A 14,063-nucleotide genomic window follows, 5' to 3' on the forward strand; every position below is an offset into this window, starting at 1 on the left:
CCATACAAGGGAGGGACCGGCTATGATTAAACGACGGATTGCTCAGGTTGTTTCTACAATTTTATATAATGCGGGGCTCATCAGTGATCTGCCGCGGCGCTACATGCCGAGCCGTTTCTGCGTGCCCGGGCTCAACTGCCAGTTCTGCCCGGCTTCCGTAGCCGGCTGCCCGCTGAACTATCTTCAGGGCATATTCGCCGGACGCTGGCGCAGGCTGCCCATCAGCTCGATTGCCTGGTTCCTGCTCTTTACGATTGCGCTGGGACGCGTCATCTGCGGCTGGCTCTGCCCGTTTGGCCTGTTCCAGGACCTGCTCGACAAAGTACCTCTGCCCAAAATTCACAAAAACAAGGTCACAAGAGGTCTCAGTTATGTGAAGTATTTCTTCCTTTTTGGCGTCGTCTGTGCCATTCCGGCTTATATGGCCATTGCCGAAAACCGGACAGTGCTGGCCTTCTGCCGCTACGTCTGCCCGAACCTTTATTTCGATCAGACCCTTTATGCGCTGATCAAAGGGCAGGAACCCGGAATGAACCTCTTTGCGGAACCAGCTTTTCTCTTCTTAATTGCTATTATCATCGCTTCCCTCTTTATCTTCCGCCCCTTCTGCCGCTTTATCTGTCCGCTCGGTGCGTTTTATGGATTCTTTAACAAGACGTCTCTCTTTTCCATCAAAGTAGACAAGACGAAGTGCATCAACTGCCACGCTTGCGAAAAAGTCTGCCCTATGGATATCAAAAAAGTCGGCGACCGTGAGTGCATCAGCTGCGGCAAGTGCAAGAGCATATGCCACTTCGGAGCGATTCATTACGGAAGAAAATAAAAAATGGGATGTGAAACAATGATTCTACATTGTTCCGCATCCCATTTTTCGCGGGTCGCAGGTCGCTGGCCGCAGGTCGCCCGTGGAAACAAAATTGCCATTCATTAAACCAAACCGTCAGGTTTGGTATTCCTTTGGGACCTCCTTCCACGCAGTCGGAAGGAGGAGGCCACGAAGTGGCGGAAGATAGTACCAATCCATGGCTAAATGCTATATGCCAAATGCGCCTTTTTATTTTTTCGCTATCGGCAATCTACTAACGGCTATCTGCCTACAAGGCTTTATGAGGAAATGCTGATATATCCAGATCAGCTATGTCGACGACCTTGAAACCGTGCGAAATCAGCAGCTCCGCCGTCACGCCTGACTTTGGCACTTTGGTCCGCGTGAACGTGCCATCATAACGCATCCCGACGCCGCAGCTCGGACTGCGGGACTGCAGGATAATCAGGTCAGGCTGCTCCTTCTGAGCAAGTGCCAGTGCGATTGCTGCTCCTTTTTCGTATTCCTGCGTCACGTCCTTTCCCGCCTTTGTCCGTACCTTGCCGTCCGAACCGACTTCCGCCGGCGGACGGGGCGTGGCAAGACCACCCATCACTTCCGGACAGATGGGAATAATCTCGTTTTCCATTGTGTCAGACAGAGCTCTTACTTTTGCGTTCCGATTATTGCCGCCGTCATATTTGCAGTTCTCCCCCAAGAGGCACGCAATGATCATAAATTTCATGGCATTTTCCTCCAAAATGTGTGACAATCATGTGTATTAAAATTTTACCACGAAACAAGCCCTTCCGGTTCAAAAGAATCGGAAGGGCTTAATCACAGTCTTCTGTCGCTTTCCGCCGTCCGCAGCCCGCACTCCGCCTGTGTAAGAAAAATCGCCAAGGCATTTTTCTTTGAAATTATAAAAATAAAACCTAAAATCCGGACTAGATGCTGAATTTTAGGTTTTATTTTTTATTTAGTTCGAATACCTTATCATGCCGTCGCATAGGAAACTAAAGGCTACCATCCACCGCAAGCGGTCCCCCTTCCTCCGACTTCACAAAGTGAAGTGGAAGAAGGTCTCTGCAAAATCTCAAAAGTACTTATACTCTGGGTCGAGCAGCTGGAGCAGTTTGGCGTCATGGTCCTTGACGAGGCGAATCTTATTGTCAAAGATCATCGTAGCCCCACCGTCTTTTCCGTACGATGTCCATTTCGGAGCACCTTGTACTGCCGGCACACCGGTTCTGGCAAAGCTGATCCAGGCGTCACTCATACGGTCAGACAGGGTCTCTGCTTCCTTGCTGCCGCCGATACGGCTTTCCATCTTGTCAATATTATGGAAAACAAAAGGAATTTCCGCCGTATGGTAGGACTTATAGACGCCATTCATGACCGGTGAAGCCCATGAAAAGAGATAGGCATACACCGGAGCTCCGCCCTGTGCTGCTTTGTGGCGCATAATTTTGAGAATCGGCTGGCGAATCATGGTATCGATGTACAAGGCATCTTTCTTTTGCTTATCAGGGTATGCCTTGAGGAATTCACTGACAACAGCGTCCGCTTTGTCCCCATATTTTTCCTTCAGTTTGGCGTCAATTTCGGCATCAGTCCAGGTATTTTCATTATCATACTGAGCCTTTTCCAAATTAACGATATCCTGGAAGCCCGTCCATTCCGTGAGGTTGGTTCCGATAAGAAGCGGCACATCGCGTCCCGCTGCAGCAAAGGAATCTTCCGTCACAGGATGCGTCGGCAGGAAGGAACCATCGACCACCGGTTCCCAACTCATGCCGTAGCCGGTACCCAGTGCCTGCGGCACCTTGAATTCGGCACCGGCCTGTTTCAGCGCTTTATTGCCTGCTGCCATCAGGGTTTCATAAGGCAGTGTCTGGAGTTTATCGAGGTTGGACTTCGTAATGCCAAGGTTCTGCAACATCAGTTCCGTGACGCGCTCGCTCTGCGCCTTCGTCATCACATACGGACCCATCGTCTCCACGGCACCACTTTCCACGATACCGCGGTTAAAGAGTCCCTTTGCTTCCGGTGCGGACATGAGCGTCAGCACTTTGGCACCGCCGCCGGACTCCCCAAAAATCGTCACGTTATCGGGATCGCCGCCAAAAGAAGCGATATTGTCTTTGACCCATTTGAGCGCATCCACAAGGTCCGTAATGCCCACGTTAGCAGAATCCTTGTATTCGTCTCCATAGGCTTCCAGATTGAGGTGTCCCAGGAGGTTCAGCCGGTGATTGACAGAAACTACGACCACATCACCGCGGCGACTCAGGTTCTCTCCGTCATAGGCCGGAGATTCCAGGGAGGAGCCGGCTTCAAACCCGCCGCCGTGCAGCCAGACCATAACGGGGCGTTTTGCCCCGCTTCCAAGACCCGGTGTCCAGATGTTGAGGTTCTGGCAATTATTGTCCATTGTAAAAGAACGGCCCGGTTCACCCCAGTCTCCGTTCGGGAAATTACCCGATGCCTGCGGTGAAATGGTGCCATACTTGACGGCCATCCGGATGCCCTGCCATGATTTTACCGGTTTGGCACGCTGGAACCGTTTATCAGCTTCGGCGTACGGAATTCCGTAGTAATGGTAAATCCCGTCACGGATAAATCCCTGAACCTGACCGGACTGGGTCTTTGCGACCGCGATGCCGGGGCCTGCCAGGAACCGCTGCCCCTGCTGGAGCATCTGCTTCTGGGCCGCGGCGGCTTTCTGCATATCGGCACCGCTTTGCTTCGGTGCGGCAAGCGCAAAGGAAGGAACGGCAAGCAGGGCGGCCAGCACCCATGCGGCCAGTTTTTTCTGTTTCATATCGCCGTCATCCTTTCACAATTAGTAAGCTTCCTCAAAAATCTGCAGCATTTCTTCCTTGCTGAGCTTTCTGTAGCTGCCGGGAGAAGCTACACAGCTTTCCGCAATCGGCTTCAGGAGAGCCTTATCCGTACCCAGCTCACGCAGGCTCGTCGGCATACCGATTTCCTTGATGAAAGCAGCCAGCGCTTCCACGCCTTCTTTGGCCAGGGTTTCTGTATCCTTGCCTTCTGCAGGAATATCAAATACCTTGACAGCGAAGCGAGCGAACTTTTCAGCGCCGTCCTTGTAGATGTAACGGTAATATACAGGATGCAGCACCGCAAGTCCGGCGCCATGGTTGCAGCTCGTATAAGCGCCCAGGGCATGTTCAAAAATGTGGCACTGGAAGTCCGTATCCTTACCGAGCTTCAGGATGCGGTTTTCAGCCATCGTGGACAGCCATACCAGATTGCTGCGGGTGTTGTAGTCCTTCGGATCGGCAATAATCTTGCGGATGTTGGCCACGACACTCTTCATCAGGGCTTCGTTCATGACGTCGGAGACGTTGTCATCATCGGGTTTGCTGAAATAGATTTCCATCATATGGGACAGGGAATCAAAAGCGCCGGAAATTTCCTGCTTCATCGGCACGGATTCGGTATAACGCGGATTCAAAATGGCGAAACGTGCGTTAAGCTGCGGATAATCACGGCCGGTCTTGATTTTCAGGGCTTCGTTCGTAATAACGCTGCCGCCGTTCGTTTCGCTGCCCGTACCGGATACGGTTTGAATGATACCGAGCGGGAGGGTTGGAAAATCAATCTTGCCGGCCTTTGCCCAGAAATCAGCCCATACGTCCCCATCATACACAGCAGCCAAGGAGATTGCTTTGCAGCAGTCCATAACGCTGCCGCCGCCCACGGCAAGGATCAAGTCTACCTTTTCTTCGCGGGCAAGCTTAGCGCCTTCCAGCACCTTGGCATAGGTCGGGTTGGACATAATACCGGAAAATTCGACAACGTCCTTGCCGGCGGCTTTCAAATAGCCCATCAGTTCGTCATAGACACCATTGCGTTTTACACTGCCGCCGCCATAGGCCAGCATAACTTTTTTACCATACTGCTGCAGCAGACCGGGCAGATAATTCTTTACACTGTTTTCACCAAAGTATACTTTCGTTGCATTTTCAAATACAAAATCTCTCATGATTGTTATCCTCCTTTAACTTTTCAAGGCATAAAAATCCCGGACTCTCACGGGCTCGCGAAAGTCCGGGGAGAATCGACTACAGCCGGTTTTCTCTGCCGACAATCTATCCCTTACATTTGTATATTTCCGGCCGATTATAATAATCAGCTTTCAAGCCTTATTTCACGTTCTTTACCCAGTTCAGGACTTCCTGTTCCAGGACGCCGCTTTCAAAGCGGGCACCTTCCAGCCAGTTGCCGGTCTTGGCAGCTTTGGCCAGGTTCTTGCCGCTGTCACCCAGCGGAGTCTGCAGGGAAGTGCAGAACGGAATCACTTTCTTGCCGCTGAAGTCGTGGTTTTCTACAAAGGTATAGACGACATGCGGTGCCTGGCGCCACCAGTGCGGGAAACCAACATAAACGGTATCGTACTTAGCCCAGTCTTTGACGTCGCCCTTAATCGCAGGACGCAGTTTCGGATTGGCGTGCTCTTTGACAACCCGGCTTTCCTTGTTGTTATAGTTCAGATCTTCCTTGGTATACGGCTGCTGCGGTTCAATCTTGAACACATCGGCATTCGTCGCCTTGGCGATAATATTCGCAACTCGTTCAGTGTTCCCGGTAGCAGAGAAGTAAACTACCAGTGTCTTGCCGCCTTTGCTGTCACTATTCTGAGTACTCTGGGCAGCAGGCTGTGCTTTTGGTGCTTCCTTCTGGGCACTGGAATTGCCGCAGCCCACCACGGTCAGGATCAGCGTGACCATCATGACGGCACTCAGCATCTTCTTTATCACTTGTTTCATCATAGGCCTCCTTTGCAGTCACCTGTTATCTGTCCAGGTGCTTTTCCTGCATCCATTTTTCAATCATATCGGCAATCTGTTCATTATTGGCGTCACTCATCAGGAAATGCGTGTTGCCATAGACGCCCGCTTCCGGGAGATGGAGCAGTGTCGCGTCCCCGCCGTGGCGATTGACAGCCTCTACCCATAACTTTGCCATGGCAAGGCGCACGCGCCAGTTATCGAGATTCCATTCCGCCGTCTTTTCCGTCGGGATATTGTCTCCATAAACCACAAGAATCGGCATCTTGGTCAGTTTTTCAAAATCTGAAAGCTTGACTGCTGTACCCTTGAGGGCTCCGAAGGGACTCGTCGTATCCATCGGTGCCGGCACTTCCCCTTCCGGGAAAATGAACCCGCTGCCCGGTTCAAGAGCAATTACACCCTTGACATGAGGACTCTTGATGGCCGTCCACCAACCCGGGCCGCCGCCCTGGGAATGGGTCATGAGCACGACGTCACCGCTCTTTTCAAATACAGCTGCCATGGCATCACTGATGACGCCTTCATCAAACGCGCCCGTATTCGGGGTCATGGAATGGAAGAATTCATCTCTCGCCTTTTCATCCCATTTGACCTGCACACCGGGGTAGTAGTCCGGATACAGACCAATGCGGAAGTTGTCGTACCAGAGCTGTTCCATCGGTTTGTTCGAAATGGTTCCGCCCGTCGTGGACTGACCGGCACGGCCTCTCCGCGGCTGATCAACTACGTAGGTCGCATACCCTTTTTCGAGGAAAATGTTTTGGAAACCATCCCGGCCGTCCGGCGTCGTTTCCCATGTCTTGCCGGACTGACCGGCACCATGCAGAAAAACAATGCCCAGCTTTTTAGCTTTTGCCGGTTTTTGGTAGAACACGTAAGCGTGATCGCCGTGAAGTGTCTGCCCGGCCGAATCAAGGGGCTTGGAATTATCCAGCTTACCCGGGGCTGTGACCACCGTGCCGCCGGCTGTGAAGCTCCCCTGGTCAGCCAGCGTTACCGGTTTGTGAAAAGCCTCCGCTGAAGCCGTCAGCATGGATAAGCAGAGCGCCGCCAAAATCATTTTCTTCATAGGTCAATCCTCCATTTCTCATCTTTCATACACCAAAGAACACCCTAACTCTCATTTCTTACTTGCATCTTAATATCCGGTAGTAACTACCTGTCAAGGATTTTTTTAGAAAAAAATCCCGCTGGTCGCTGGTCGCGTGTCGCCCCCGGGAGAAAAATTGAAGCACCAGCCCTCAGCCCTCTTATTCGCGTGGTTTTCGCGAATAGGAGGGAAGGCCCACAGGAATGATTGATGCAATCATTCCGTCCGTGGTGGGTATTCAGTCGTAACGCAGGAATTGATAAGATCACGTGTCGTCCTCATTGAATTGAGTCAAATCTTTGATTTGACCACCTTCAGGAGTGCTGCTGTTTTAAATCTTTTTAATTAACCCTTACTTGTTATCTAACTGAATATCCCCCGCGGTCGTGTGCGCGATTGCAAGGCAATCGACGCCCACTGCGGTCCCTCCTTCTTCCTCGCTGCGCTCGAAGAAGGCACGGATATAGTCGCCAAGGCTCCGCCTTGGCAAATAAATAAAAAAGCTACGCAACATTCTTACAGGGACCCTCTTCGACGTCGCTCCGCGACATTGAAGAGGGAGGACCGCAGGAAGGGCCGATGTCATCGGGCCTTCCGGAAAGCGGTGGGTGATGACCCTCTCTGCCGAAGGCTCCGCTATCTGCAAACTGCTATCGGCTATCTGCCTGGAGCTTTGCCAATAATCTGCCCGCACGAGTGTACTAACCACCACGCACTAGCCACTCCAGCTAAATGCTATATGCCAAAAGCTAAATGCGCTTTTTGTCTTTTCACTGCCTTATCCTTTACCCCAGTCCAGTTACCAGTGCTACAACCGGCATCGTCACCACCGCCGCCCCCGTCGTCACGGCTACGCCCTGTACCGAAACAGGATACCCTTCTTTGTTATAGAGCGCTGCCAGAAGCGGAATGACGTTGCCGGACGGCGTTGCAAGAGCTGCCATGCAGACTGCCAGGAGATAGGTATTGTCAACGAACTGTTTTAAGAGCAGTGTCACGGCAATCGGCAGGATCAGCATTTTAATAATCGTAAAAACCACAATCCGCCGGTTAATGATTTGCTTCCAGTCCGAATCCAGCAGGAAGGAACCAAGCAGCATCATGGCAAGCGGTCCTGTCATGCTGCCGATCATACGGACAGCTGCCGCGATGATATAAGGTACTTTCAGATTGGACAGATACAGAATGATGGCCAGAAAGCACGAAATCATGCCAGGATTCACAAGACTTTTCCACTGAAACGGCGTGCGTTCCCCGCCGCCCTTAATCGTCTGAATCACATAAGAGAAAAAGAGCAGATTAAACGGGATCAGCAGCACCGTCATATAAATCAGTGCATCCTTGCCGTAGATGCCGTCAATCATAGGTACACCCATGAATCCTACGTTGGTAAAGACAAACATTACATTGACAATCCCCTGTTCTGCCTTCTTGAATCCCATGACTTTCGGCAGGATGCGTGCACAGATAAGCAAAATAGCCAGCATGGCTACAATGACACCAAAGGCACGGGCCAGTTCCATACCCTCCATATGAGGCCCATCCCCGGTCACGCCGGAAAGGATGATGGCAGGGTAGGCAATATTAAGTACCAGCTTTGTAATCTGCGGCTGGTTCTCAGGCGTCAGGATCTGATGCTTTCTCGCCACGGCCCCGACGACCATGATAATGACAAAAATGATCATTTGTTGAAGTACAAGCATATTTCCTCCAAAGCGATTATGCGAGGCCCTGCTTCTTCAGCCATTCCTGGGCAATGTCTGCGATCTGAACATTGTTCTTGTCTCCCATAATGAAATGGGTATTGCCGTAAATTCCGATATCAGGCAAATGCACAATTTCTGCTTTGCCGCCATGCCAATTGACGCACGCCACAAACGCCTTTGCCATAGCAAATTCACTGCGCCACTTGTCCGGCCCGATTTCTTTAGAAGGGCCTTCGGCAATATTGTCACCGTAATACAGAATCATAGGAATCCGGGTCAATTTCAGGAATTCTTTCATCGGTACGGCTTGTGCCTGCGCCTTCACAGGAGCATAGGTCGTCGGCACCGGTTCCGGCACTTCTCCTTCCGGAAAAACGAAGGGAGACCCACCCGGTTCATAAGCAATGATAGCCTTGATGTTATCGGTGCGGAAAGGTGTTCTCCAGCCTACGCTGCCGCCCATCGAATGGGTCACGAGGATGGAAGGACCGATTTTTTCCGCAAGCGCTGCCAGCGCATTAGCACTCACTTCATCATTCAGTTCTCCTTCATAAGGTGTCCAGGAACGCTGGAACTGATTGTACGTTTCTGCGTCGCCGGCCATGGCCGAATTAGGAAAAGGCACGGGCTTGTCCCCATCAAAAGTACCGCAGCGGCACAGCATATACATAGTCTTATCGGCATAAAGCGGATTTTTAGCATAAGGATTAGACGGGCCTGCCGCTTCGAGAGAAAGACCAGCTTCCCCGATGCGGGGCTGATCCACCAGATATACACTGAAACCGCGGCGCAGGAAAAGATTCTGGAAACCTTCCCGGCCGTCCGGCGTCGTTTCCCATGTCCGCTTGCACTGTGCACCGCCGTGCTGGAATATGACAGGATATTTCCGGGCATCTACCGGTTTTTGGTAAAACACATAGGCATGATCCCCATAGGCAATTTGCCCTTCCGGATCCAGAAAATGCGTATCGGAAAAAGTACCGGGGTGTTTCAGTGTGGCACCGCCTACTGCAAAACTGCCCTGTTCTTCTATCAGCAACGGTTTCTTTTTTGAAGTCATCATGATTACTCCTTTCTCCATAACTAAAAACCATAAAATTAATTTGTATCTCCTTTTGGAAGTATCGTATTATCCGGTAGTAACTACCTGTCAAGGAATTTTTGAGAAAAATTCCGCAGGTCGCTGAACGCGTGTCGCCGGTCGCTCTGTAGGAAGCCAAGATGCCGAAGGCACTTGGCGAAAATAAAAAACGCCGACCGCATTCCGTTGCCCGCCGTCGGCCTTCTGAAGCAAAATTACAATAGCGATTTTGCTCTGAATATGCAAAACCGATTTTCTGAATTCGAGTAAAACTGCCTTACCAAGTGGCCGCCAAAGGCGGTCTTATTTGTTTCTGATGGACTCTGATGCAAGACAGCCGCAGGGACGCGAAGAACCGGGCTGAGGCCAGGAAGTCGTACAAAAAACGTACGTCAAGTGGTCGCAGACCGGTTCGACAAAGTCCATGCGGTTGGATTCTTCAGAGGACAACAGAAACGTCCTTATAAAAAGCTCTGGCCAAATAGACGTCCGAGACAAGTCGAAGACTCTATTTGGCCAGGTGCCTTTAAACATAACCGATTCTTGATTCCGTGACGTAAAACTAAAGTTTCACTTCTTCCAGCCACTCCGTCGACACGCCCGGCTTATTTTCCATTACAGCCACATGCTGGAACGTGTGTCCCTGGGCCGCTCCATGCCAGTGCTTGACCCCTTCGGGAATCGTTACATGCTCGCCGGGGCGCAGTTTATGAGCCGGCTGTCCCCAGATCTGGTACCAGCCTTCACCGGCCGTGGCAAGAAGAATCTGGCAGCTGCCATGATGTTTGTGCCAGTACGTATGGGCCCCATCATAAAAAGTTACGGCCGCCGTTCTCGGGCCTTCACTCGTAAGATTGGCCACGTAGCTGTCACCGGTAAAGTGATTTACATTCTTTGCATTATACGTACCGACATCAAAAGCGGCGCCGGGTTCTTTGGCAATTGCGGCGGCCACTGTTTCCGGAGCCGGCGGCGTCTTGGCAAAAGCCAGGCCGCTCTGCAAAAGAGCGAGGCCAAGCATAAACGGAACTGCTTTTTTAAATATCTGCATCATATGCTTATCTCCTTACTTCCCATTGAAAATTTCGTTGACCATGCGCAGGCAGTTCAGCGTACGCGGGAAACCCATATAGGGATTCATGACAGTAATCGTACCGATGACTTCTTCCCGGGACGCGCCGGCGGCCATATAGCCGCGTACATGGGACTTAAACTGCGGTTCCGCCGTGCCAAGTGCCCCCAGGGCTGCTACAGTAATCATTTCGCGGGTCTTCATATCAAGGGTGCCGCGAGTATAAATATCCCCGAAGCAGAACGCAGACAAATCATCCTGCAGGTGTTTTTGCTCACTCGGGGTTGCTGCCCGCATCTTGTTGATACGGTCGCCATAGGCATTCACCTGAAAGGCAAGTCCCTTAGCAAAGCGGTCGCTGTCAGTCGTTGTGCCCTGTTTTTGCAGCGGAAGAGAAATACCTTCATCTTCAAACACGTCATTTGCTTTATCAATAGCCTCCAGCACACGGGCAAAACCCACGTAAGGAGCTACATGATAAATAGTTTCCCGGATTTCAAGCGGCGTTACATGATCCTGGAGTGCCCCTTTCACGTTCTTTTCCAGAAGATCCTCGTTTTGGAACGTCGTCAGCACAGCAATCGTGGCGAGGTGCTGATTCTTGCGGGACAGCACAGACTGATGGGCAATATCTCCGTAAATATATTTTTTCATCATATCCGCCAATTCCGGATCCGTCTTTTCGATACCGAGGGATTGATTGCCCATCATTTCCCGGTAAGTCGTTTCAGCCCTTTCAGCCCGGCCAGTGCCGTCCATACTGGGAGCCGCCGCAAAACCGGTACCCATTACAGCAAGACTCATCACAATCACTCCCGTCACAAGTTTCTTAGAAATTCTCATCATTCCGCCTCCTCAACACATGACTTAAGTGCCTTTGACTTTATCTCGATAAAGTCACTCTAACATCCGGTAGCGACTACCTGTCAAGGAAAATTTTCGCTGGTCGCCGTTCGCGGGTCGCAGGTTGCTCTGTAGGAGGCCAAGATGCCGCAAGCACTTGGCGGAAATAAAAAAACGCCAACCGCATTCCGACCGCCGTCCGCCATGGGTGATGACCCATTCTGCCGAAGGTCCCAAAATTGCCATAGAAATTAAAATAAAACAGGAGCTTTGAAGAACTATTATCTTCTTCAAAGCTCCTGTTTTTTATTATTTTATTCCATGCTGCCGCAGACCAGGCTATCTGCTATCGGCTAGCTGCCAGCTGCCTCAAGTTTCTGCCAAATGAACTGCCCGCACAGCAGTACTAACCACTACATCACTAAACACTAGCCACTTGACCCTTTAGGGTAACAAATTACTTACGTATTCCACCTTCCCCTCTTCCACGTCCCGATAAAACTGCTGTTTCCAGTCGATATAATCGATGGCGCCCTGGACATCAGCCAGCTTCTTGACGAGAAGTTCCCGCTTTTTATCCAGCATGACTCTGCGCTGAGGAATGCTGGAAGGGCCCTGCAGACAAAGATCGAGGTATTCCTTCATCTCGGTCAGCGTCATATCACAGTTCTTGAGGCAGACCAGGCTCTTGATCCAGCCGATATCTTTATCGTCAAAAACACGGCGGTTAATGGCGTCCCGTTTCACATTGGGAACAAGGCCCTTATTGCAGTAAAACTTCAGTGTCTCGTAAGGCAGGCCCGTCTCCTCACAGGCTTCTTTCATCGTATGAAGCTTGCCATGTATCTGTTCCTTTTCCGTCATTGTTCTCACTCCCCTCATAACGGATTCTTAAATTACGGCCATTATAACAAAAAAATTTTAAATCGCAAATTTCCCATAGCATTAAAAAAGGGGCAACTAATTGAGAGAAATCGATAAGTGAAATCCTTGAAAAATTCTTTTCAAAGCAAGTCAGCATGCGGAATTTCAGACTTTCAAAAATTTTTTCAAAAAAATTTTAAAAAAGCTATTGACAGGGAGCTGCTACCGGAAAGTAAAGTAAAGTCATCCGAAGGGGGTTCGGAAGATAAAGCGCGCAGCTTCCCTCCCTTCCCTAAAGACAAACGCAGCGAATCAAAATCATAAAGTTCTGTGAATAATGATGAGGAGGTTATTCAAATGAAAATGAGCAAAAAAGTAATGGCAGCTCTTCTGGCTGGTTCCCTGATGACGTTTGGTGCCGGTGCCGTTGGTACCGCTTTTGCAGCAGAAGGCCCCGCAGATGCTGCTTCCGGAATCGCCTTTTACGGAGCTAAGGATCTGAGAGAAGTCGCCCCTGGCAAGAGCCCGAATGCCAATCCTTTCGGTCTGGTTTACCGCGGTGCTATCACCAAGAACGAACCAGGCAAAGTCAACATTCATCCGGTTCGCTATAATCTGAATGGCAACACGATTGCCGCTAACGTCTATACCCCTGCTGGTTACGATAAGAACGGCACGAAGAAATATCCTGCTATTATTGTGGCCCATCCGAACGGCGGCATTAAGGAACAGGTAGCCGGTCTCTATGCCCAGCGTCTTGCCGAAGCAGGCTACATCACCCTGGCAGCTGACGCTTCCTTCCAGGGTGCCAGCGGCGGTCTGCCGAGACATTTGGATAATCCCGCCTTCCGTGTCGAAGATGTTCATGGTATGGCCGATATCATTACTTCCGTCCCCGGTGTAGACCCTGATCGTATCGGTGCCCTCGGTATCTGCGGCGGCGGTGGCTATACCCTCAAGGCTTCCCAGACCGATAAGAGAATCAAGGCCGTGGCTACCCTGTCCATGTTTAACTCTGGTATCGTTCGCCGCGACGGTTTCCTGAGCAGTGCAAAAGATACGACTATCCAGCGTCTGCAGGAATCCTCTGCCCAGAGAGCAGCCGAAGTCAAAGGAGCCCCGATCAAACTGAGCCCCGCAACGGAAAAAGCTCACCTGACCGATGAGCAGCTGAAGAAGATGACTTCTCTGTACAGCGAAGGGTATATCTACTATGGCAAGACCCATGCTCATCCGAATTCCACGTTCCAATACACGGTTCGCAGCAACCTCGATCTCTTTACCTTCGATGCTGCTAACAATATGCAGCTCATCAACCAGCCGCTTCTGATGATGGCCGGCGAAAAGGCTGATACCCTGTATATGACGCAGGATGCCTTCAATAAGGCAACGGGCACGCAGAATAAGGAATTGTTCCTGATTCCTGGTGCTACCCATATCCAGACCTATTATGTGCCTGAATATGTCAACAAGGCCGTGGATAAACTGACGAGCTTCTACGGTGCAAATCTGTAATTTAGCGTATACATTATTACATTTCCCTTTCTATACACCAAGCCAAAAGGACTGCCGCATTGTGCGGCAGTCCTTTTGGTGTTTAAGGGAGAAAGTTGTGAGTTTTGAGTACGGTAGTGCGGGCAGAAAGTTAGTAGGTAAAATATAAAGCCTTGGCGCTTCGCGCGAAAAAAGCTGTAGCCGCCTCGGCGGCAGGCCTGCGGCAGCGTAGACCCGGCCTCATAGCGGCCGGGAATTAAATAATTTGCCAAAGCGAAGCTTTGGCGA

At 50.8% G+C, this 14,063-nt stretch carries 14 protein-coding genes; 3 read left to right on the forward strand and 11 right to left on the reverse strand.

Annotated features, from left to right (window positions below; genetic code table 11):
* The first annotated feature begins 22 nt into the window (after nt 1–22).
* Complete coding sequence (locus tag LKE33_01680; protein MCH3949636.1) at nt 23–823, forward strand: 4Fe-4S binding protein; 801 nt, start codon at nt 23–25, stop codon at nt 821–823.
* Between the two features lie 271 nt (nt 824–1,094).
* Here LKE33_01680 and LKE33_01685 read toward each other — a convergent pair whose 3' ends face one another.
* From LKE33_01685 to LKE33_01735, 11 genes are all read right to left on the reverse strand, one after another.
* Nucleotides 1,095–1,550 (reverse strand): DUF523 domain-containing protein, encoded by a 456-nt coding sequence (locus LKE33_01685; GenBank protein MCH3949637.1) that lies wholly within the window; start codon nt 1,548–1,550, stop codon nt 1,095–1,097.
* Nucleotides 1,551–1,901: 351 nt separating this feature from the next.
* Nucleotides 1,902–3,629 carry a carboxylesterase family protein gene (locus LKE33_01690; GenBank protein MCH3949638.1) on the reverse strand — a complete coding sequence of 576 codons (1,728 nt, stop codon included), beginning with the start codon at nt 3,627–3,629 and terminating at the stop codon, nt 1,902–1,904.
* A gap of 21 nt (nt 3,630–3,650) precedes the next feature.
* Nucleotides 3,651–4,817, reverse strand: coding sequence for an iron-containing alcohol dehydrogenase (locus tag LKE33_01695; protein ID MCH3949639.1), 1,167 nt, complete (start codon nt 4,815–4,817; stop codon nt 3,651–3,653).
* Nucleotides 4,818–4,977: 160 nt separating this feature from the next.
* Entirely contained in the window at nt 4,978–5,601 is a 624-nt protein-coding gene (locus LKE33_01700) for a flavodoxin (GenBank protein ID MCH3949640.1), read from the reverse strand.
* A gap of 25 nt (nt 5,602–5,626) precedes the next feature.
* Complete coding sequence (locus LKE33_01705) at nt 5,627–6,694, reverse strand: alpha/beta fold hydrolase (protein MCH3949641.1); 1,068 nt, start codon at nt 6,692–6,694, stop codon at nt 5,627–5,629.
* Between the two features lie 806 nt (nt 6,695–7,500).
* The gene (locus LKE33_01710; protein MCH3949642.1) at nt 7,501–8,418 is read right to left on the reverse strand and encodes an AEC family transporter; all 918 of its coding nucleotides are present in this window, start codon (nt 8,416–8,418) and stop codon (nt 7,501–7,503) included.
* Between the two features lie 16 nt (nt 8,419–8,434).
* Nucleotides 8,435–9,484, reverse strand: a complete 1,050-nt coding sequence (locus LKE33_01715) for an alpha/beta fold hydrolase (GenBank protein ID MCH3949643.1) — start codon at nt 9,482–9,484, stop codon at nt 8,435–8,437.
* Between the two features lie 321 nt (nt 9,485–9,805).
* A complete protein-coding gene (locus LKE33_01720) occupies nt 9,806–9,952 on the reverse strand; it encodes a hypothetical protein (protein ID MCH3949644.1) in 147 nt (48 codons plus the stop codon).
* Between the two features lie 112 nt (nt 9,953–10,064).
* Nucleotides 10,065–10,556 carry a cupin domain-containing protein gene (locus LKE33_01725; protein ID MCH3949645.1) on the reverse strand — a complete coding sequence of 164 codons (492 nt, stop codon included), beginning with the start codon at nt 10,554–10,556 and terminating at the stop codon, nt 10,065–10,067.
* Between the two features lie 12 nt (nt 10,557–10,568).
* A complete protein-coding gene (locus tag LKE33_01730) occupies nt 10,569–11,420 on the reverse strand; it encodes a carboxymuconolactone decarboxylase family protein (protein MCH3949646.1) in 852 nt (283 codons plus the stop codon).
* 441 nt (nt 11,421–11,861) lie between these two features.
* Nucleotides 11,862–12,281, reverse strand: coding sequence for a MerR family transcriptional regulator (locus tag LKE33_01735; protein MCH3949647.1), 420 nt, complete (start codon nt 12,279–12,281; stop codon nt 11,862–11,864).
* 117 nt (nt 12,282–12,398) lie between these two features.
* On the opposite strand from LKE33_01735, the gene LKE33_01740 reads away from it, so the two are divergent.
* Together LKE33_01740 and LKE33_01745 are read left to right on the forward strand one after the other, a co-directional pair.
* A complete protein-coding gene (locus LKE33_01740; GenBank protein MCH3949648.1) occupies nt 12,399–12,605 on the forward strand; it encodes a hypothetical protein in 207 nt (68 codons plus the stop codon).
* 33 nt (nt 12,606–12,638) lie between these two features.
* Nucleotides 12,639–13,796 carry an alpha/beta hydrolase gene (locus tag LKE33_01745; GenBank protein ID MCH3949649.1) on the forward strand — a complete coding sequence of 386 codons (1,158 nt, stop codon included), beginning with the start codon at nt 12,639–12,641 and terminating at the stop codon, nt 13,794–13,796.
* Nucleotides 13,797–14,063 lie beyond the last annotated feature (267 nt).

The sequence above is a fragment of the Acidaminococcus sp. genome, assembly GCA_022482815.1.
GTDB lineage: Bacteria > Bacillota > Negativicutes > Acidaminococcales > Acidaminococcaceae > Acidaminococcus.